The sequence below is a fragment of the Aestuariivirga litoralis genome (assembly GCF_003234965.1).
In the GTDB taxonomy this organism is placed as follows: Bacteria; Pseudomonadota; Alphaproteobacteria; order Rhizobiales; family Aestuariivirgaceae; genus Aestuariivirga; species Aestuariivirga litoralis.
In genome coordinates this window covers 462,740-483,172 of the sequence record NZ_QKVK01000001.1, presented here as the reverse complement: position 1 = coordinate 483,172, position 20,433 = coordinate 462,740, and the positions used below count along the sequence as shown (strand labels likewise).

The window sequence follows — 20,433 nt, the reverse complement described above, 5'->3', positions numbered from 1 at the left end:
GCCGCAGGGCACCACTGCCCGCCATAATCATGGCGAGTGGTGAATCTTTGGTTTAGACGCGGTTAATCCGAGACCGCGCCCTCCATGCCCTCCCGCAATTTCAGCTTCCGCCTGTCGCTGTTCAATGCCGTGCTGTTCCTCGGCAGCGGCATCCAGTTGCCCTTCCTGCCCCTGTGGCTGAAGGACCGGGGGCTGCCCGATTCCGAGGTGGCCCTCGTGGTGGCGCTGATGATGGCGGTGCGGATCCTCGGCATTCCGCTCGGCACCTTCATTGCCGACCTCACCCAGCGCCGCCGCGCCGTGATCATCACCTGCGCCTTCGGCGCCACCGCGGCCTATCTCGTCCTCAGCCAGATGAGCGGCTTCTGGCCGATCCTCGCCGCCGGCATGCTGGCGGCCGCGCTGCTCGCCCCCATCGTGCCGCTGACCGAGGCGCTGGCGGTGGAAGGGAGTGCCCATTACGGGCTCGACTATGGCCGCATCAGGCTGTGGGCCTCGCTCAGCTTCCTGGCGGGAAGCCTCGGCGCCGGCGCGCTGCTGGAGGTCGTCCCGCTCGGCTTCGTCATCCTGCTGATTGCCGGCTCGCAGGCGATGGGCGCGCTGGTGAGCCTGTTGCTGCCCGCCGACAAGGCAATGCGCGCCACCGGCAAGGCGCAGCCCATCCGGCTCGCCGGGGTGCTGGCCTTGGTGAGTGGCGCGAGCTTCATCACCTTCACGCTGGCGGCGGGCCTCGGCCAGGCCAGCCACGGTTTCCTCTATGCCTTCGGCTCGGTCTATTTCGAATCGCTCGGGCTCTCGAAATTCGTGATCGGCATGCTGTGGGCGGCGAGCGTGCTGGCGGAAGTCACCATGTTCGCTTTTTCCAACCGCTTCTACAGAACCTTCGGCTCGGTGCGGCTGATCATGCTGGGAACGGGCCTTGCCACGCTGCGCTGGCTGGCGACCGCTCTCGCCCCGCCGCTCGGCATCCTGTTCCTGGTGCAGACGCTGCATGCGGGGTCCTTCGGCCTCACCCATCTCGGCACCATGCATTTCATCCGCGAGCGCGTGCCGGCCTCGATGCGCAATACCGCGCAGGGGCTCTACTCGGTGGTGTCGAGCGGCATCCTGCTGTCGGGCAGCATGTGGGCTTCGGGCGCGCTCTATGCCGGGCTGGGCGGCGGCGCCTTCTACGTGATGGCAGGACTGGCAGCGCTGGCCTTCGGGCTTGCCGCGCTGCTGTGGCTGATCAGCCCCAAAGGGTCGGCGGCGGCGGCTGCATGAGGCTGCCATCGAAGCGGACGGCGGGCTGGCGGTCCTGCTTCAGCAGCAGCGGCCCGTCGAGGTCGATCACCTCGGCGAGCGGGCTGAGCAGGAAGGCGGGCGCCATGGCGAGCGAGGTGGCCAGCATGCAGCCCACCATGATGCCGAGATCGCGTTCGCGCGCCGCCCTGGCCAGCGCGATGGCAGGGGTGAGGCCGCCGGTCTTGTCGAGCTTGACGTTGATGGCGTCATACTTGCCGATGAGCTGGTCGAGCGAGTCCAGCCCATGGGCCGATTCATCGGCGCAGACGGTGACGGCCCGGGAGAGGCCCAGCAGCGCATCGTCATTGCCCGCTGGCAGCGGCTGCTCGACCAGCTCGACGCCGACATCGGCACAGGCCGCCAGCATTGCGGCGAGGTTCTCCGCCGTCCAGCCTTCATTGGCATCGATGATGAGGCGGCTGTTGGGGGCGTTTTTGCGGACCAGCTTCAGCCGCTCGGCATCGCCGTCTCGGCCGAGCTTCAGCTTGAGCAGCGGGCGGTCCGCCGCCTGCGCGGCGGCGGCGGCCATGGCCTCCGGCGTGTCGAGGCTCAGCGTATAGGCGGTGATGGCGGGTTTCGGCTGGGCAAGGCCCGCGAGCTGCCAGACCGGCTTTCCGGCCTTCTTGGCTTCAAGGTCCCACAAGGCGCAGTCCAGCGCGTTGCGTGCGGCATGGGGCTCGAGGACCGAGGCGATCTCGTCGCGCGTGATGCCGGCCTCGATGGCTCCGCGCGCCGCCTCGAGCGCCGCCACGACCTGCGGCACGGTCTCGGCGTAGCGCGGGTAGGGCACGCATTCGCCGCGGCCGGTGTGGCCAGCGTCTTCCAGCGTCACCGTCACCACATGGGCCTCGGTCTTGCTGCCGCGCGAAATGGTGAAGCTGCCGGCAATCGGCCAGCGTTCTTCGGCGATCAGGAGGCGCATGCGGTGGCCCGGCGGCGCGTCAGTTCTTGGTCGGGGCCTTGCCGCGGCCGGCGCCGGGGCCAGAGACGTCCAGCGCCCCCGCCTGGCGCTTCACCACGTCGGCCAGTGCCGCCAGCGCGCCGATCTGGTCGGCCACCACGCGGCGCATGGCATCGGCGTTGGAGCGGGTCTCCTCCGGAAGATCCGTCAGTGCACGGAGCAGGTCGCCCCGCGCCGCGTCGATGTCCTTCACCACCTGCTGGGCGGTGAGGCGCATGTCCTGCGCGGTCTGCTGGAAGTCGGTGGCGGTGGAGGACAGCATCTCGTTCATCGCCGCCATGGCGCGCTCGTGCTGGTCGCGCAGCACGCGCACCGCCTGGGTGATCTGGCCGCCCGAGGTTTCCTCCAGCCGCGCGATCTCCTTTTCGAGGTTGCGGGTGGCAAGCGCCGACTGCTCGGCCACGATGCGGCTGATCTCGCGCGCCTTGGCCTCGGAGGCGGCGAGCGAATCCTCGATCAGGTTCATGTAGCTGCCCATGACCTTGTCGATCTCGCCGGCCTGCGTGGCGGCGTCGGCCACCAGGCTTTCGAGCGCCTGGCGGCGGTCGGCCAGCACGCGTTCCATCTCGCCGTTGAAGCGCTCGATCGAGCGCTGCACCAGCGTGGTGGCATCGTCGAGGCGTTCGGACACGCGGGTGGAGGTGCCTTCGAGCCGGCCGGTGAGGTCGCCCGCCACGGTTTCGAGGCGCTCGTCCATGGTGCTGGCAGCACTTGCAAGCTGCTCGGCGAGGAAGCTCGTGGCGGTTTCCACATGCTTGGCGAACTTGCGGTTGGCATCCTCGAGTTTGACCGAGGTCGAGGCCGAGATCTGCTCGAGTTCGCGTGCCGCCTGCTCGACGCGCGCGGTGAGCTGGCTCGAATCCTGCGCGATGCGGCTGGTGATCTCGTCCGTGGTGGTGCCGAGTTCCTGGGTCAGCGCCTGGCTCGCCTTGCCGAGGTCGGCAAGGATGGCGCCCGAGGCCTGGTCGAGAATGTCGGCGAAGCGCAGGCCGGTGCCATCGAGCTTGGTGTTGAGCTCGTCGGTGACGCGCTCCAGCATGCCGGTCGAGTTGTCGAAGCGCTGGCGCAGCACCTCCGCCGTCTTCTCGATGCGGGCGAGCATCGAGGTTCCTGCGGTGTCGAGCTGCGAGGTGACCTCGGAGGAGGCGTCGCTGAGACGCTGGGCCATGACGCGGTTGACGTCGCTCACCTGCTGGGTGACGCGCACCGCGGTTTCCGAGAAGCTGTCGGTCATCTCGGTGGCCGTCTTGTCGATCTGCTGCGCCATCATGCGGGTGTTGGCGATGAACAGTTCGTTGAGGTCGGCCGAGGTGCGGTCGAGCTGCTCGGTGAGCGCTTCGGTCTTGTCGTTGAACAGGCTGGAGAAGCTGTTCCAGGTATTGTCCAGCGTCTCGCTCAGGCGCTCGGCATTGACCGAGAACAGGTTGGAGAGGCGGTTCGAGGTGTCGCCCAGCTCCTCCGAGATCTTGCCGGTGTTGCTGGTGAACAGGTCCTGCAGCTTGGCCGAGGTGTCCTCGAGCTGGCTGTTGATCATCTCGGTGTTGGTGGTGAAGAGCTCGGAGAGCTTGGCCGAGGTCTCCTCCAGCTGGCCGTTGATCATGCCGGTGTTGGTGGTGAAGAGCTCGGAGAGCTTGACCGAGGTGTCCTCGAGCTGGCCGTTCAGCATCTCGGTGTTGGTGGTGAAGATCTCCGAGAGGTGCGAGGAGGTCTCGTCAAGCCGCCTTGTCAGCGTCTCGGTCGAATTGCCGAACAGCGCGGAGAGGTCGTTGGCTGCCTGGTCGAGCTGGCTGCCGAGGCGCTCGGACGTGTGGTCGATGAGCTGGCCCAGCTGCTGGGAGGAATTGTCGAGCTGCGTGGTGAGGCGGTCGGTGACCGAGGCGACCTTGGTCACCGCGTCGCCGGCCGAGGTCGAGATATAATCGGTGATGCGCTGGGCGGTGTTCTCCAGCTCGCCCGACATGTGGGCCGAAACCTGGTCGAGCCTGGTGTAGAGCTTGGTCGCGGTGGTCTCGAGCTGGCCGGTCATCGAGGAGGTGGTGCCGTCGAGCTTGGCGTAGAGCTGCATGGTGGTGTCGGCGAGGCGCTTGGTCACGTCCTCCGACGAGGTGGTGATCATGGTCAGCAGGTCCTCGCGGGCCCGCGCCAGGTTGTGGGTGAAGCTGTCGGAGACGGTGATCAGCTTGTCGGTCACCTGGCCGCCGGAATTCTCGATGCGCTCGGCGAGTGCCACGCCCGATTCCGCCATCTCGCGGTTGACGATGTCGGCGGTGTCCTTGAGGTGGGCGGCGACCGTGGTGCTGGTCTGCGCCATCAGTTCGTTGATGCTGCGCGCCACGCTCTCGATCCGCGTGGTGGCGCTTGCAGAGGTCTCGCCGAGGCGCGTGCTGACGCGCTCGTTGACGTCGTCGATCTGGCTCGTCACCTGTTCGGCGGTTTCGGCGATGCGCACGAAGAGGCGCTCGGCAGCGCCGTCGACCTTCTGTTCGAGGTCGTCCGCCGAGCCGGAGATCAGCGCCTGGAACGAGGTGGCGGAGTTCTCGAAGCGGCCGAAGGCCTCGGTCACCGTGGTTTCGACGGAGCCGATGATCTCGCGCGTGGCGGTGCCGATCTGGCCCACCACGGCGCCGGCGGTGCCGGTGATGACGTCCTGGAAGGTCTTGTTGGCCTGGTCGAGCGAGCCGGTCGCGGCACTGACCGAGGTTTCGATCTGGCCATAGAAGCGCTCGGCCGCGCCGTCGACACGGCGTTCGATTTCCTCCGAGGCGCCGCCGATCAGCTCCTGGAACATGCGGGTGGTGTCGTCGAGGCGGCCCGAGGCGGCGGCAATGGCGCGCGACACCTGGTCCTCGATCAGCGTGGTTGAGGTGCCGAGGCGGGATTCCATGCTGCCGGTGACCTGCTCGACGATCGAATGGAACAGGCCGGAGGCCTCGTCGATGCGCGAGCGCGCGGTTTCGACGGCGGTGGCCATGAGGGCGTTGAGCGCCTCGCCCGAAACGCCGATGCGGTCTTCCAGCTTGTCGCTGGTCTGGCTGATGACCGCGTGGAAGGTGGTGGCCGCATCGGTGAGGCGGGTGTTGGCGGTGCCGAGAACGGCGTCGAGCTGGTCCAGCATGTCGCGGGTGCGGCCGTCCAGCTGGCCCAGCACGTCGCCGCTGGTCTGGTTCATCAGCGCACGGAGTTCCGTCGAGGTGTCCTCGAGGCGGGCGAGGGCGGCGGCGACGGACTCATCGACGCGGGCCACGATGTCGCCCTGCGAGGCGCTGATCCTGGCGGTGAACTCGTCGGTGGCGCGGGCAATGGCCATCTCGACGCGCGCCGCCGACTCGGTGACGCGTTCGGCCGAATCGAGGTTCTGCTGGTCGAGTGCGGCGAGCACCTGGCTGGACGCCTCGCCGACGCGCGCGGCCGCCGCGGCGGTGCGGTCCTCGATCGTATAGAGGAGGCGGGTGGCGGTTTCCTCGACGCGGGTGGAAATGAGGCCGGCCTGCTCGTCGAGGCGGGCGAAGACGCCGCCCGCCGAATCGTCGAGCCTGGTGATGATGGTGTCGGCGCGGTTGCCGATCTCGTCGATGAGGCGGCCCGTCGTCTGCTCGATGCGGCCGGAGACGCCGGTGCTCATCGAGCCCAGCTCCTCGAGGAGTGCGGAGGAGGTCTGGTCGAGGCCGGTGAGGAACTGCGTGCCGGCCGCGTTGAGGCGGCCCGCCACGGTGTCGGTGGCCTCGTCGACCGCGGCGGCAACGCCTGCCGCCGACTGGTCGAGATAGGTGATGAGCTCGGCGCGCGACTGGGCGACGCGCTCGATATAGTCGGACGACAGGGTCTGCATGCCCTGGGTGACCATGGTGCGGCTCTGCTCGAGGAGCTGCGCGGTGTCGACGCTGACGCGCTCGAGATTGCCGGTCACGTCCTCGGCGATCGACTTCATGTGGAAGCCGAGATTGGCGCCGGTGGTCTGCACCACTTCGGCCAGGTCGGCCACCTGCTGGCGGATCTGGTCGGCCGAGGCGACGGAGGAGCGCTCGATGACGCGCGAAATGTCCTCGTGCACGGCGGCAAGCGAATCGACCGCGTTGCGGACCAGGCCGGTCATGTTCGATTCCATGTCCTGCACGGTGCGGCTGAAGTCGACCGTCTCGGAGTTCAGCGCCGAGTAGGCCATCTTCATCTGCTCGATGTGCGAGCCGACCTGGTGGGAGAATTCGCGCAGCTGGCCCAGCATCTGGGTCGAGACGTCCTCCATGTGGGCGGTCTGCATCGAGACCTCGGAGCCCGCGGCATTGGCGCGGTCGGCCATGTCCTCCATGGCGTTGACGACGGAGCCCGAGATCTCGCGCAGGCCGCCTTCGAGGCGGCCCAGCGTGTCCTGGGCGGCCATCATGATGCCATCGAGGTTCTTGGTGTTGTTCTCGAGCCGGGTGATCAGCGGGTTGGTGTCGTTCGAGATGAGGAGCGCCGCCTGGTGCAGGGCGGAGCGCTGGTTCTCGATGCCGGCCACGAGGTTGCGGATCCGCTCCTCGTTGCCGCCGAAGGCGCGCTCGATGGCGGCGATTTCCTTGTGGACGATTTCCTCCAGCACCGCGGCGCGCTGCACCGCGTGCTCGACGCCGCCGACGAGCAGGTCGACCTCGGAGCGCACCGCCTGGGCGATGGTGGTGAGGCCCTCGGTGGCGATGTCCTGCGGGCGGACGAGGCGCATGGCGGACTGGAACAGGGCTTCCGACACCTGGCGCATGTCGGCCGCGCGCCACAGGGTGAAGGCGCCGATCCAGATCACCGCGACGGGCACCAGTAGCAGCGCCAGCGCCTGCATGACGACGGCGGCGGGGGCGGCCCCGCCCAGCGTGCCGGAGCTGACATAGAACCAGCCGAAGGACCACAGCGCGGTGAGGATGACGGAGACCAGCGCATAGGGCGTGAAGGACGGGCGGCGGCGCATCTTGGCCAGCAGCATGGCGGTGCCGGGGTCGTTTTCATTGGCGGGGCGGCCCTTGACCGGTGCCGGTTCACCCGACAGCCGTGGCACGTCGCGCCTCGTGGCGTCCGTATCGGCCTGGCGACGGTCAGAACGGCGCGTGTCGGTGGTGTTGGCCATGTGTCATATCCCGCACAATTACAAACAAGCGGCTCCCTTTGGGATGCCGCGCTGCCCCGGCCACACCCGATGGTGCCCCCGCCCGGCTTTTTTATGTCCGGAGCGCGGACCGGCGCCATCGGGACGCGGCTTCGCAATCTTTACCATAGCCCATCGGGAGGGCCGGTTGAACCCGCCTTCGGGCTGCCGGGCACGATTATTTAAAAATTGGTTAAAGGCCGGGGAGGCATTGAAAAATTTGCCGAAAACCCGCGCCGCGGGGCGGCCCTTTACGATCTGCTCAGGCTTGCGGCGTAGGCTTCGGAAGGGGTGTGTGGGAGGACCAGTCGATGGCCAGTGCCAAGCTGAAGCCGGAAGCCGACAGCGCGGTGTTCGACCGCCTCGGCCTTGAGCATAATACCATGCATGATCAAAGGCTTGCCGCCGAAGTGCTGGGGCTTTTCCTGGCCCAGCTGCCAGCCACGCTGCAGCTTCTGGATGAGGCCGGCACGGCGGCGGAATGGAAGTTCGCGGCCCACACGCTGAAGGGGTCATGTGCTGCCGTGGGTGCGCAGAAGTTGCACAATCTTGCCGCCTGCCTCGAAACCCTGGCCTTTCCGGGCGAGGCCGGGCTTCGCCAACTGCGCCTGCAAGGCCTGAAGGTGGCGGCGGCGGAATTCGCGGCGGCGGCGCGCGGCGCCTATCCGGCGGGCTGACCTGCCACCCCCGCAGTTGTGTTTCGCCGCCTGATCCCCTAGAAACCCGTTCGAAAAAACGAACGGCTTTCGCGCGGATACATCATGGCCAAGATCACCTTCATCCAGCACAACGGCAACGAGCAGACGGTGGACGGGCTTCCCGGCATGTCCGTCATGGAGACGGCCGTCAAGAACACGGTGCCCGGCATCGACGCCGACTGCGGCGGCGCCTGTGCCTGCGCCACCTGCCACGTCTACATCGAGCCCGACTGGGTGGAGAAGGTGGGCGCCCGCAACCCGATGGAGGAGGACATGCTGGATTTCGCCTTCGACGTCCGCGACAACTCGCGCCTGTCCTGCCAGATCAAGGTGTCGGACGCGCTGGATGGCTTGCGCGTGAAGGTTCCCGAAAAGCAGTTCTGAGGAGGGGCGCGCCATGCCGGATGTGATCACCACGGATGCCGTCATCATCGGCGCCGGCCCCTGCGGGCTCTTCGCCGTTTTCGAACTGGGGCTCCTCGACATCCGCTGCCACGTGGTGGACATCCTCGACCGGCCGGGTGGCCAGTGCGCCGAGCTCTATCCGGAAAAGCCGATCTACGACATTCCGGCACTCCCCATCGTGACGGGGGCCGAACTCACCACCAGGCTGCTCGAGCAGATCAAGCCGTTCCACCCGGAGTTCCACTTCAACCACATGGTCACCGGCGTGAAGAAGCTGGGTGACGCCGATTTCGAGGTCGAGACCGATGGCGGCCTCACCTTCCGCTCCAAGGTGGTGGTGATCGCGGCGGGCGGCGGCTCGTTCCAGCCCAAGAAGCCGCCGATCCCCGGCATCGAGGCCTACGAGAATGCCTCCGTCTTCTATTCGGTGAAGAAGATGGAAGCGCTGCGCGGCAAGGACGTGCTGATCGTCGGCGGCGGCGATTCCGCCCTCGACTGGACGATCAACCTGCAGCCCATCGCGAAGAGCCTGACGCTGCTGCACCGGCGCGACGACTTCCGCGCCGCGCCGGATTCGGTGAAGAAGATGCGCGAGCTGGTCGCGGCGGGCAAAATGTCCTTCAAGCTCGGCCAGGTGACCGGCCTTCAGGGCGAGAATGGCGTGCTTTCCGCCGCGACCGTGAAGGGCAATGACGGCGCAAGCTTCGATGTGGCCTGCAACGCCATGCTGCCGTTCTTCGGGCTGACCATGAAGCTGGGGCCGGTGGCCGAATGGGGCCTGAACCTGCATGAGAATTTAATTCCCGTGGATACCGAGAAGTTCGAAACCTCGGTCGAGGGGATTTTCGCCATCGGCGACATCAACACCTATCCCGGCAAGCTGAAGCTGATCCTGTCAGGCTTCCACGAGGCTGCGCTGATGGCGCAGAAGGTATTCAAGCTGAAGAACCCGGGCGAGCGGCTGATGTTCCAGTACACGACATCGAGCTCGAACCTGCAGAAGAAGCTGGGCGTTTCGTAAGGACGCGGCCTGCAGTTTTCGACGTCATCATGGCCGGGCTTGTCCCGGCCATCTTTTTGCGGCGCCCGAAAAGGATACGCGGGACAAGCCCGCGCATGATGAGTTCCTAGTTTATGATTTTTGTCCTTGACAGCGCGCGCTCGATGTGCTATGGAAAGGCATGCTGCACAATTTGGCTGTTGTCCTCGGCGGGATCCTATCCTGCCGATTTTTCGCGCCTGAGGCGCTTCTTCGCCAGCTCCAGCTCCTCGCGGCGGTTCGGCCGGCCCAGAAGCTTGCGGAAGCCGTCGCGGCGTTCGTGCACCGAGGCGATGGCAAGCCCCATGGGAACGCCGGTCTCGACGAGCAGCGCCTCGCCCAGCTGCAGGCTGGATTCGATGGTTTCGGGCACCGCCTCGGTGACGCCCGCGGCGTAGAGCCTCTGGGCGTGGCGCTCGTCACGCGCGCGGGCGATGATCTTGAGATCCTGACGCAGCGTGCGGGCAACGCGCACCACCTCGTCAACGCGTGTCTGGTTGTCCATGGTGACGGCGAGCGCGCGCGCCTCCATCAGGCCGCAGCGCTTGAGGAACTCGGCGTTGGTGGCGTCGCCGAAATAGACCCTGGCGCCAGCCTTGTTCTCGCGCGCCACGAGGTCGGCGTCGGCATCGACCGCGAGGCAGGGGATCTTGTGCTCCTCCAGCATCGAGGCGACGAGGTGACCCACCCGCCCGAAGCCGGCAATGATGACGCGGGCCTCGTTGTCCTCCGGCAGCACCGTGTGCACAGCGGCGGCGGCGGCGCGCTGGCGCAGCGAGCGGGTGAACCAGTTGCCGAAGCGGGCCAGCAGCGGAAGGGCAATCATGGTGATGGTGACCAGCAGCATGACGTTGCGGCTGGTGGCATCGTTGATGAGGCCATAGGCCAGCGCGGTGCCGGCGATGACGAAGCCGAATTCGCCGCAGGGCCCGAGCAGCAGGGCGGATTCGATCGAGGCGCCGCGGTTCACCCGGAACAGCCGCGCCAGGGCATAGACGATGATGCCCTTCAGCAGGATGAGCCCCGCCGCCATGCTCAGCGTGTAGACCGGGTTGGCGAACAGCGTGTCGAGATCGAGCTTGAGGCCGATGACGAGGAAGAAGGTGCCGAGCAGCAGGCCCTTGAACGGCTCGATCACCGCCTCGATGGCGCGGCGGTATTCGGTTTCGGCCAGCATCAGCCCGGCGATGAAGGCGCCGAGCGTCATCGAGATGCCAGCGAGGCTGGCGGCAGCCGCGGCCCCCACGGCAATGAGCAGGGTGGCGGCCATGAACAGGTCGGAGCTGCCGGTGCGCGCCACCAGCCGGAGCAGCGGGCGCAGCAGGTAGCGCCCGACGATGATGATGACGGCCACCGCCGCTGCCGCCTGCAGCAGCGCCAGCAGCACGCTGACGGCCACGCTGCCCTCCACCCGCTGGCCGAGGATGGGCAGCAGCAGGAGGAAGGGGATGACGGCGAGATCCTGCATCAGCAGGATGGCGAAGCTGAGCCGGCCGGTCTGCGAGCCCAGGCGCCTCGAGTCGGAGATCAACTGCACCACGATGGCGGTGGAGGAGAGCGACAGGGCCGCACCCGCCACCAGCGCCACGCGCATGTCGAAGCCCATGACCAGCGCCACCGCGGCCAGGGCGGCAAGGCTGAGCACCACCTGCAGCCCGCCCAGCCCGAAGACCAGCCGGCGCATGGTGTTGAGGCGCTCGAAGGACAGTTCGATGCCGATGAGGAACAGCAGGAAGACGACGCCCAGGTCCGCCATGTGGGCGAGGCTCTCGGGGTTGGAGAAGCCCAGTTCGTCGATGCCCGGCACATAGGCGGCGGCGTGGCCCAGAATGTCGGGCGACAGCAGCACGCCCATGATGAGGAAGGCCAGAACGGAGTTGACGCCGATCCGGAGGAACAGCGGAACGACCAGCCCGGCAACCCCCAGGACGATCAGGAATTCCTTGTAGTAGAACGCGGTTTCAGACGGCATCAGGCCTTACCCCCGCGTTGCAGTGTGAGGCAGCGGTGGCGGCTTGGGAAGCGCAAATCGCCTTATGGAACGGCGGCCACCACCACGAACATGATGAACAGGCCCAGATGCACGAAGCCCTGCAGCATGCTGGTGCGGCCGGGGAGCAGGGTGATGGCGCTGACGAAGAGGGCGAGCGACAGCAGCACAATCTTGGCGGGCGGCACGCCGAGCGCCAGTTGCACATTGTCGAAGGCGCCGAGCAGCGTGATGACCGGGATGGTGAGGGCGATCGAGGCCAGCGCCGAGCCGAGCGCCAGGTTGATGGCGGTCTGCGGCCGGTTGGCGAGCGAGGCGCGCACCGCGGCGATGCTTTCCGGCGCCAGCACCAGGGCGGCGATGACAACGCCGGTGAATTCCTGCGGCAGGCCCGCGAGCTCGATCAGCTCGTCAAGCGCCGGCGCCAGCATCTTGGCCAGCAGCACGACGCCGGCGAGCGAGACGAGCAGGAAGACCAGGCTGACGCCGGCCTGGCGGTTGGTGGGCGCCTCGTAGTCATCGGCATGGGCGTCATCCGCCGCGGCGAGGAAGTAGTCGCGGTGGCGCACCGTCTGGACGAACATGAAGGCGGCGTAGAGCATGATGGAGACGAAGGCCACGGCGGCGAGCTGTGCGGTGCTGTAGGTCGGGCCGGCGGTGGAGGTGGTGAAGTTGGGCAGGATCAGCGCCGAGACGGTGAGCGTGCCGAGCACCGCCAGATAGGAGGAGGTTCCGCTGACCTTGATGGTCTGCTCGTAGTGCTTGTGGCCGCCGACCACGAGGCAGAGGCCGATGAGGCCGGTGAGCACCAGCATGACGGCGGAATAGACCGTGTCCCGCGCGATGGTGGGGCCGCCGTCATCGGCCGCCAGCATCAGCGCCACGATGAGTCCGACCTCGATGATGGTGACGGAGACCGCGAGGATGATCGAGCCGAAAGGCTCGCCCACGCGGTTGCCGACGACTTCGGCATGGTGCACGGCGGCAAACACCGCCCCCAGCAGCACGGCGGCCTCAAGCGCGAAGAACAGGGGCTGGTCCTTCGGCACCAGGCCCGCAAAATAGGCGATGACCAGCACCGCCGCGAGCAGCGGGAAGGCCATTGTCCACCACGGGTTATGGGCATGCGTCGGTCCGGCCAAGCGTCTCTCCTTCGGGTCGTTTCAAGTTAAAGAGGCTGGGCCTCGACGCGGCAAGCTAATTTGCTAGGTTTGACAGGATTTTGACCAAGGATGGAGAGTCGCGGTGAGTGATCGCAAGCGGGGCCGGGAGCTGGGTTTGCCGTTTCCCGGACAACCCGGAGAGTGGAACGCCATCACCGACGTGCCGGGCGTGGAGGTGGGGCAGGTGACGCTGATCTCCGGCGCGGGTGCGCTGAGGGTGGGCCACGGCCCGGTGCGCACCGGTGTCACCGCCATCCTGCCGCGCGGCAAGGCGAAGGCGCATGTGCCCTGCGCGGCGGGCTACTATTCGCTCAACGGCAATGGCGAGATGACGGGCGTGGTGTGGATCGAGGAATCGGGCGAGCTGCAGACGCCGATCACCATCACCAACACGCATTCCTGCGGCGTGACGCGCGACGCGACGATCCGCTGGCTCGTCGGGCGCGGGGTGGGCACGGGCCAGGACTGGGGCCTTCCCGTGGCGGCCGAGACCTATGATGGCGACCTCAATGACATCAACGGATTCCACGTGACGGCGGAGCACACGATCGCGGCGCTGGACAAGGCGGGTTCCGGCCCGGTGGCGATGGGCAGCGTGGGCGGTGGCACCGGCATGCTGACCTATGACTTCAAGGCCGGCAATGGCTCGGCCTCGCGCATCGTCGAGATCGCGGGGCAGCGCTTCACGCTCGGTGTCTTCGTGCAGTCGAATTTCGGGCGGCGGGAGGATTTTACCGTGCTGGGCGTTCCCGTCGGGCGGCATCTCCTCGAGGGCAAGCTGCGCGGCAAGGAGCAGGGATCGGTGATCGCCATCGTGGCGACCGACGCGCCCCTGATGGCGCACCAGCTGAAGCGCATCGCAAGGCGGGTGCCGCTGGGCCTGGCGCGCACCGGCACGGTGGGCAACAATTCCTCGGGCGACATCTTCCTCGCCTTCTCCACCGCCAACGAACAGGCCTTCGCGCAGCGCAGCGGCATTGCCGAGATGAAGGCGCTGGGCAATGCCGACATCGACAGGCTGTTCATGGCCACGGTGGAGGCGACCGAGGAGGCGGTGATCGACGCCATGCTGATGGCGGAGACCATGACGGGGCGGGATGGCAACACTGCCGTGGGCCTTCCCGCCGATGCGCTGCTGGCGCTGATGACGCAATACGGACGCATGTGATGGCGGAGAGCTGTGCCATCCCTGGCCTCGAACCTGCGGCGCTCGCCCGCATGGCGGCGGCGCGGCAGGTGGCGCTGAGGCGCGGGCAGGGCGTGTTCCAGCCCGGCCAGGCCTGCGCCGCCTTCCTCGTCGTCACGGCGGGCACGGTGAAGGTCTCCACCGTCACCAGCTCGGGGCGCGAGCTGCTGCTCTACCGCGTGGGGGCGGGGGAGACCTGCGTCCTCACCACCGCCTGCCTGCTGGCCGAGGCCGATTATGACGCCGAGGGCGTGACCGAGACCGACGTCACGGCGCTGGCCATTCCGAAGCCGCTGTTCGAGGAACTGATGGCGCTGTCGCCCGCCTTCCGGCGCTTCGTGTTCTCTTCCTATGGCGTCAGGCTGCGCGAGCTGATCGGGCTGGTGCAGGAGGTGTCGCAGCGCCAGGTGGACCGGCGGCTGGCGCGCTTCCTCGCCGAGCGGGCGGCCGGTCCCGTCGAACTGACCCACCAGGAAATCGCCGCCGAACTGGGCACGGCGCGGGAGGTGGTGAGCCGGCTCCTCAAGCAGTTCGCCAGCGAGGGTCTCGTCGAGATCGAGCGCCGGAACATCATCGTCGCCGCGCCGGAGCGGCTGGCCCGCATCGCCGAGGGCGTGTGATCAAGTCACAGACACCGGTGGCGGAATGGGGCATGGTGGCGGCATCAACCAGAGGAGACTCACATGAGCAGGAATGTCGGCGGCATCGACCGGGTGCTGCGCATCGTCATCGGGCTGGCGCTGCTGTGGTATGCGCTGCTGGCGCCCGCCACGGGCTATAACTGGATCGGCTGGATCGGCGTCGTGCCGCTGCTGACCGCGCTGATCGGCAATTGCCCGCTCTATTCGATCATCGGCGTCAGCACCTGCCCGGTGAAGAAGGCCTAGCCATCGGCCGACAGCGTCTCGTCGCTGCCGAGGAACAGGTGGCGGGCCAGCACCATGCCCACCGCCATGGCGGCGACGAACAGCACCGAGGGCCAGTAGCCGAAGACCAGCGAGGCAATGGCGGGGCCGGGGCAGAAGCCGGTGAGGCCCCAGCCAAGGCCGAAGACCACGGCGCCGCCGATCAGCCGTTCGTCGATGCCCTGTAGCGCGGGCAGGACGAAGGCCGGGGCAAGGCGCGGGCGCGGCGCATTCAGCACCAGCCGATAACCGGCATAGGTGACGGCCAGCGCGCTACCCATGACGAAGATCAGCGTCGGGTCCCAGCGGCCGAAGACGTCGAGGAAGTTCTGCACCTTCATCGGGTTGACCATGCCGGAGATGGCAAGGCCCGCGCCGAACAGCAGGCCTGACAGCAGTGCGGTGAGCTTGTCCATGCCTCAGGCCCCGATCACGTGGCGCATCATGTAGACGGTGGCGACCGCGAAGAACATGAAGACGGCGGTCGAGACCATGCTGCGCACCGACAGGCGCGCCAGGCCGCAGATGCCATGGCCCGAGGTGCAGCCCGCCCCCAGGACCGTTCCTATGCCGACCAGCAGCCCGCCCAGCAGGGTGGAGAGCGGATTGCCGGGGAAGGCCATGCTGTCCGAATCAAAGCCGCCCAGCAGCGACACGAGCACCGTGCCGGCGAGCAGGCCGAGGATGAAGGTGAGGCGCCAGCCATTGTCCGGCAGCCAGCGCCCCAGCAGGGAGCCGAAAATGCCGGAAATGCCGGCGATGCGGCCGAGGCCGCCCATCAGCAGCACGGCTGAAAGGCCGATGAGAATGCCGCCGGTGAGGCCGGCGAGGGGCGTGAAATCCGTCACGGTGCGCTGTCCATCAATCGCGTCGCTGCGTCCTTGATGGCGGGAAAGGGGTCAAAAGAAAAGACCCGGAGCGGGGCTCCGGGTCTGCCATGCCGTCAGGGCGTGGCGGGTTCATCACCCGGTGCCGCATCGGGCGCATCGTCGGGTTCACCGGCATCACCGCCGCCCACGCAGGGGCCGTTGCCGTTCATCATGCCGCGGCCCATGCCTTGGCCCATTCCCTGGCCCATTCCCTGGCCCATGCCGTGGCCCTTCATGCGGCCGTGGCGCTGGCCGCGACCTTCGCCCTGGCCGGGCCGGTCATCGGCGCCGAGCGAGCCGTCGGCGTTGCGGTCACGCCGCGCCACGAGGTCGGCCATGGGGCCCTGGTATTCCTCGATCGTCACCTGGCCATTGCCGTCGCGGTCGAAGTACTGGAATTCGCGCACCATCATCTCGTTGCGGCCCTTGAGCCACAGAACCTTGAACTCATCGAGCGACAGCGTGCCGTTCTTGTCCGTATCGGCCTCGGCAAGCCATTGCTGGCGGTTCTTGTCGATCTCGGCCTGGGTTACCTTTCCGTCCTTGTCGGCGTCGTAGCGCTCCATCATCTGGCGGCCCATCATGCCGTGGCCGCGGCCTTCGCCGTGGCCCATGCCCATGCCGCACTGGCCGCCGCCCTCCATGTCGGCGCGGGCGAGGCCCGCGACGCCGCCCAAGGCCAGCATGACGGCAGCGCCGCCGGCGAGGAGAAGCTTGGTCCGGTTCTTCATCATCGATACTCCACTGTTGTCCGATGATGAGAAGACGCGTGACGGCGGAAAATCCGTCGCGGAAAGCCGCGCTCTACGTCAGGTGGTTCAGCGCACCAGTTCGCGCATGGCGCGGTCGATGCCGTCCAGCGTCAGGGGGAACATGCGGCCCTCGAAGGTGCGGGCGACGAGGCTGATCGAGGGGGAGTAGCCCCAGTATTTCTCGGCACTGGGGTTGAGCCACACGGCCTTGGGATAGGTGGCCGCGATGCGGGTGAGCCAGGTGAGGCCGGGCTCCTCGTTCCAGTGCTCGACCGAGCCGCCCTCATGGGTGAGCTCGAAGGGGCTCATCGAGGCATCGCCGACGAAGATCACCTTGTAGTCGTGCGGATAGGTGTGGAGCAGCTTCCAGGTGTCGATGCGTTCGGCGTTGCGGCGGCGGTTGTTCTTCCACACGCCCTCATAGACGCAGTTGTGGAAGTAGAAATATTCGAGGTGCTTGAACTCGGCGCGCGCGGCGGAAAACAGCTCCTCGCAGACGCGGATGTGCGGGTCCATGGAGCCGCCGACGTCGAAGAAGATCAGTACCTTCACGGTATTGCGGCGCTCCGGCACCAGCTTCACGTCGAGCCAGCCCTGGCGCGCGGTGGAGCGGATCGTATCGGGGAGGTCGAGCTCCTCCGCGGCACCTTCGCGCGCGAACCGGCGCAGGCGGCGCAGCGCCACCTTGATGTTGCGCGTGCCCAGTTCCACCGTGTCGTCGAGGTCCCTGAACTCGCGCTTGTCCCAGACCTTCACGGCGGAGTTGTTGCGGTTCTTGTCCTGCCCGATCCGCACGCCGGCGGGATTGTAGCCATAGGCGCCGAAGGGCGAGGTGCCGGCGGTGCCCACCCATTTGGAGCCGCCCTGGTGGCGGCCCTTCTGTTCCTCGAGCCGCTTCTTCAGTTCCTCGAGAATCTTGTCGAGGCCGCCGAGCGCCTTCACCAGTTTCTTCTCGTCCTCGGTGAGGTGCTTCTCGGCGAGCTTCCTCAACCATTCCTCGGGGATCTCGGCCCTGAGCGCATCACCAGTGTTGCCGAGGCCCTTGAAGACATGGCCGAAGACCCGGTCGAAACGGTCTAGGTTGCGCTCATCCTTCACCAGCGCGGCGCGGGAGAGATAGTAGAACTCCTCCGTCGAGCATTGCGCGAGGTCCCTGTCCAGCGCCTCGATGAGGGTGAGATATTCCTTGAGCGAGACCGGAACGCCCGACGCCTTGAGTTCGGTGAAGAAGGTGAGGAACATCAGCCACCCTCCGCCAGCAGAACGGGGTAGCCGGTGCGCGCGGCCTCCTGCGGGGCCTTGCGGCAGAAGGCATCGCGACCCTGCTTGGCCTGGTAGGAGAAGTCCTCGTAGAAGCTGTTCAAGGGCCGGGAAAGCAGCGAGGCGAGTCCGGCAATGTCATATTCGTGGAAGTGCGCGAACAGCGTGGCCTTCACCTTCTCGTCGACCTTCAGCCTGCCCTCGCAATAGTCATCCGCGACATCGAGAAGCGCCACGGCCATGGCGATACGCGTGCCGCGATTCTCGCTGGCCGCGGCAGGCGAGGCCAGAGCCGCGACAACGAGAAGGGCGGCGAGCGGCCTCATTCCGCTTTCTCCTGAGGGGCGGAGGAAACGAGTTCCTTCATCAGGCTGCCGAGCGTGTCCTTCGCCGATGTTTCCTGGGGGATGGGGCGGCAGACATCGCGCGCGGCAAGCCCGACGCGGGCGGTGAGGATGCCATTGACCGTGCCTTCGCCGAAGCGGGCGGAAAGCTTGCCGAGAAGGCCGCGGCCGACCACGTGCTGGATCAGATTGTCGGAGAGCGCGATGCCGCCGGTGAGGGCGAGATGGCTGATCACCATGCGGGCGAGGCGCAGTGTGGACAGGGTGGAGGGGCGGCCGCCATAGAGCGTGGCGAGCTCGCGCATCATGCGCAGGTTCTGCGCGGTGACGAGCAGGATGTCGAGCGCTGCGGTGGGGGCGACCGTCGTCAGCAGCGTGATGCGGCGGGCGGCATGGGCGATGATGCGGTGGGCCTCGGCATCGCGCCAGTCGACGAGGTGGCGCTCGGCGAGTCGGATGCGGTCGCGCCCGTCGAGGATATCGCCCTCATACTGCCTCATCTCGCGCAGGCCCAGCTGGGCATCGGCGCGGCCGGAATAGAGGGACTTCAGATTGTCGACCGCGCGCTTCGCGGCGGCGGAATCATCGGTGTTGATGGCGTGGGCGGCATCGACCTGGATGTGTTCGATGCGGCGCAGCCGGGCGAGGGCCCAGATCTCGCGCAGGATGATGACCAGCGCCGCCAGCGCCGCGACACCGGCCACGCCCAGAGCGGCCCACCCGAGGATCGGTGACCGCGCGAAGAAATCCTCGACCAGCTTCGAGATCGATAGGCCGGCCCACATGGTGACCAGGGTGAAGAGTGCGGAGGCCAGCAGCGCGCCCCAGCGGAAGCGCCGTGGGCGCGATACGGCGGGCGGCATGACGATGAGTTCGCCCTCGTCCACCTCCGGCTCGAAGGTGATGCCGGTGATGGCGCGGGGCTTGCGCTGCGGTTCTTCCTCCGGCTCCGGCCTGTCGAAGACGAAGGCCTGCGGGTTTCGGCGCTCGCTCATTGGAAGCGGTCTCCCAGCAGGAATTCCATGGCGCGGTCGAGGCGGATCGCCGGCCATGTGCCGTCCTTCGGCAGAGGCGGGCGGAAGCGCACGAATTTGAGGCTGCCCTCGAGCGAACCGTCGAGGGCCTTCTGCGCGTCCTTCGGAAGATCGCCGGGGAAGATCGCGGCTTCCGTGGTGCCGTCGAAAGTCGTGTCGCCCACCGTCTCGCCGGCGAGCGGCGTGCCGACGATGCATTCCAGCGTTTCGCCCTTCTGGCGCACGCTCGCCTCGCGCGTGGCGCGGATGGCAGCCAGTGCGGCGACCTCTATCTTTGCGCCGGAATATTCCGCACGCGTCATGGCCTGGTCGACGATGAGCTTGAGGATGTTCTCCAGCCGGTCGTGGCTGGTGTGATGCAGCAGGTCCGCCTTGGTGGCGGCGAAGAGCACGCGGTCGATGCGGCGGCCGAAGAGGTTGGACAGGATCGAGTTCTGCCCCTGCCGGAAGCAGGCGAGGATATCGGCCAGCGCATGCTGCAGGTCCTTCACGGCGGAGGCGCCCGCGTTCAGCGCGGTCAATGCATCGACCAGAACGATCTGCCGGTCGAGCCTTGCGAAGTGGCCATAGAAGAAGGGCTTCACGATGGTCGAGACATAGGCCTGGTAGCGGCGTTCCATCAGCGCGCCCAGCGATCCCTTCGGAAGCTCCGTATCGGGAGCAATGTCCAAGGGCGCGAAGGCGAGGAGCGGCGAGCCCTTGTAGTCGCCCGGCATCAGGAAGCGGCCCGGCGGCAGGGTGGAGAGCGACACGTCATCCTTGCGGCAGCGCGCGAGATAGGCGGTGAAAACTTCCGCGGCAGTGATGGCATCCTGTTCGTCGGCGGGCCTCGCGGCATCGAGGGTGGAGAGCAGGGCGTGCCACTCGCCAGCATAGGCGAGGCGGGGCGCGATGCGGCTCGCCGCCACGGTGGCAGCGGACCACTGGGCATAGCTCATGCGCATCAGCGGCAGGTCGAGGAGCCATTCGCCGGGATAGTCCACGATGTCGATGTGCAGCTTGCCGCTGCCGAGGTTGCGGGCGAGGAGGCCCACCGGATTGTACTCCGCCGTGATGCGGAGTTGGCTGATGCGGCTGGTGCCCTCCGGCCAGTGGCGGTGCTCGCCGGTCAAGGCCCTGGTGTGGGATTCGAAGGCGAAGCGGGGCAGCGTGTCATCGGGCTGGGGCTCGAGGTAGCAGCGCGTGATGCGGCCGCCGCTCATCGCCTCGAAGGCGGGAAAGCGGCCGCCCTTCAGGAGCGCATTGACGAGGGCGGTGATGAACACCGTCTTGCCGGCGCGCGACAGGCCGGTGACGCCGAGGCGCACCGAGGGGTTGACCAGTCCGGTGGCGAAATCCGACAGGCCCCCCGCGGCAACGCGGGTGCCGTCGACGATATCCGTGAAGGTGACGATCTCTGAAACCCCTTTCAGGCGCAATAAGTGGTGCGG

The 20,433-nt window shown here is 67.3% G+C and carries 18 protein-coding genes; 7 read left to right on the top strand and 11 right to left on the bottom strand.

What is annotated here, in order from left to right:
- Positions 1-84 precede the first annotated feature (84 nt).
- Complete coding sequence (locus tag DK847_RS02395; protein WP_111196001.1) at positions 85-1,263, top strand: MFS transporter; 1,179 nt, start codon at positions 85-87, stop codon at positions 1,261-1,263.
- Here the strand turns inward: DK847_RS02395 and dgcA are convergent.
- A complete protein-coding gene (gene dgcA, locus DK847_RS02390; protein ID WP_111196000.1) occupies positions 1,229-2,206 on the bottom strand; it encodes an N-acetyl-D-Glu racemase DgcA in 978 nt (325 codons plus the stop codon). The genes DK847_RS02395 and dgcA overlap by 35 nt on opposite strands.
- Before the next feature lie 19 nt (positions 2,207-2,225).
- Positions 2,226-7,340, bottom strand: a complete 5,115-nt coding sequence (locus tag DK847_RS02385) for an apolipoprotein A-IV repeat region-like domain-containing protein (RefSeq protein WP_111195999.1) — start codon at positions 7,338-7,340, stop codon at positions 2,226-2,228.
- Between the two features lie 329 nt (positions 7,341-7,669).
- Between DK847_RS02385 and DK847_RS02380 the strand changes: the two genes are divergently transcribed.
- The 3 genes from DK847_RS02380 to DK847_RS02370 all read left to right on the top strand — a co-directional run bounded on the left by DK847_RS02380 (position 7,670) and on the right by DK847_RS02370 (position 9,482).
- Positions 7,670-8,035 carry an Hpt domain-containing protein gene (locus tag DK847_RS02380; RefSeq protein WP_146256016.1) on the top strand — a complete coding sequence of 122 codons (366 nt, stop codon included), beginning with the start codon at positions 7,670-7,672 and terminating at the stop codon, positions 8,033-8,035.
- 84 nt (positions 8,036-8,119) lie between these two features.
- A complete protein-coding gene (locus DK847_RS02375; protein WP_111195997.1) occupies positions 8,120-8,440 on the top strand; it encodes a 2Fe-2S iron-sulfur cluster-binding protein in 321 nt (106 codons plus the stop codon).
- Positions 8,441-8,453: 13 nt separating this feature from the next.
- Complete coding sequence (locus DK847_RS02370; protein ID WP_111195996.1) at positions 8,454-9,482, top strand: NAD(P)/FAD-dependent oxidoreductase; 1,029 nt, start codon at positions 8,454-8,456, stop codon at positions 9,480-9,482.
- 196 nt (positions 9,483-9,678) lie between these two features.
- Here the strand turns inward: DK847_RS02370 and DK847_RS02365 are convergent, their stop codons facing one another.
- Both DK847_RS02365 and DK847_RS02360 read right to left on the bottom strand, forming a co-directional pair.
- Complete coding sequence (locus tag DK847_RS02365; protein WP_111195995.1) at positions 9,679-11,472, bottom strand: cation:proton antiporter domain-containing protein; 1,794 nt, start codon at positions 11,470-11,472, stop codon at positions 9,679-9,681.
- A gap of 62 nt (positions 11,473-11,534) precedes the next feature.
- On the bottom strand, positions 11,535-12,632 hold the full coding sequence (locus DK847_RS02360; protein WP_111195994.1) for a calcium:cation antiporter: 1,098 nt from the start codon (positions 12,630-12,632) through the stop codon (positions 11,535-11,537).
- Positions 12,633-12,735: 103 nt separating this feature from the next.
- Between DK847_RS02360 and DK847_RS02355 the strand changes: the two genes are divergently transcribed.
- The 3 genes from DK847_RS02355 (at position 12,736) to DK847_RS02345 (ending at position 14,726) form a co-directional block, all read left to right on the top strand.
- The gene (locus DK847_RS02355; protein WP_111195993.1) at positions 12,736-13,821 is read left to right on the top strand and encodes a DmpA family aminopeptidase; all 1,086 of its coding nucleotides are present in this window, start codon (positions 12,736-12,738) and stop codon (positions 13,819-13,821) included.
- Positions 13,821-14,459 carry a Crp/Fnr family transcriptional regulator gene (locus DK847_RS02350; protein ID WP_204508208.1) on the top strand — a complete coding sequence of 213 codons (639 nt, stop codon included), beginning with the start codon at positions 13,821-13,823 and terminating at the stop codon, positions 14,457-14,459. The genes DK847_RS02355 and DK847_RS02350 overlap by 1 nt, the downstream gene beginning before the upstream one ends.
- A gap of 63 nt (positions 14,460-14,522) precedes the next feature.
- On the top strand, positions 14,523-14,726 hold the full coding sequence (locus tag DK847_RS02345; protein WP_111195992.1) for a YgaP family membrane protein: 204 nt from the start codon (positions 14,523-14,525) through the stop codon (positions 14,724-14,726).
- Here the strand turns inward: DK847_RS02345 and DK847_RS02340 are convergent.
- The 7 genes from DK847_RS02340 to DK847_RS02310 all read right to left on the bottom strand — a co-directional run bounded on the left by DK847_RS02340 (position 14,723) and on the right by DK847_RS02310 (position 20,421).
- Positions 14,723-15,160 carry a DUF6691 family protein gene (locus DK847_RS02340; protein ID WP_111195991.1) on the bottom strand — a complete coding sequence of 146 codons (438 nt, stop codon included), beginning with the start codon at positions 15,158-15,160 and terminating at the stop codon, positions 14,723-14,725. The genes DK847_RS02345 and DK847_RS02340 overlap by 4 nt on opposite strands.
- A gap of 3 nt (positions 15,161-15,163) precedes the next feature.
- On the bottom strand, positions 15,164-15,592 hold the full coding sequence (locus DK847_RS02335; protein WP_111195990.1) for a YeeE/YedE family protein: 429 nt from the start codon (positions 15,590-15,592) through the stop codon (positions 15,164-15,166).
- A 95-nt stretch (positions 15,593-15,687) separates the two neighbouring features.
- Complete coding sequence (locus DK847_RS02330) at positions 15,688-16,347, bottom strand: EF-hand domain-containing protein (protein WP_111195989.1); 660 nt, start codon at positions 16,345-16,347, stop codon at positions 15,688-15,690.
- A gap of 84 nt (positions 16,348-16,431) precedes the next feature.
- Positions 16,432-17,607, bottom strand: a complete 1,176-nt coding sequence (locus DK847_RS02325; RefSeq protein ID WP_111195988.1) for a vWA domain-containing protein — start codon at positions 17,605-17,607, stop codon at positions 16,432-16,434.
- A complete protein-coding gene (locus DK847_RS02320; RefSeq protein WP_111195987.1) occupies positions 17,607-17,951 on the bottom strand; it encodes a hypothetical protein in 345 nt (114 codons plus the stop codon). The genes DK847_RS02325 and DK847_RS02320 overlap by 1 nt, the downstream gene beginning before the upstream one ends.
- A complete protein-coding gene (locus DK847_RS02315) occupies positions 17,948-18,964 on the bottom strand; it encodes a YcjF family protein (protein WP_161957109.1) in 1,017 nt (338 codons plus the stop codon). The genes DK847_RS02320 and DK847_RS02315 overlap by 4 nt, the downstream gene beginning before the upstream one ends.
- Positions 18,961-20,421, bottom strand: coding sequence for a YcjX family GTP-binding protein (locus DK847_RS02310; RefSeq protein WP_425358671.1), 1,461 nt, complete (start codon positions 20,419-20,421; stop codon positions 18,961-18,963). The genes DK847_RS02315 and DK847_RS02310 overlap by 4 nt, the downstream gene beginning before the upstream one ends.
- Between the last annotated feature and the right edge of the window lie 12 nt (positions 20,422-20,433).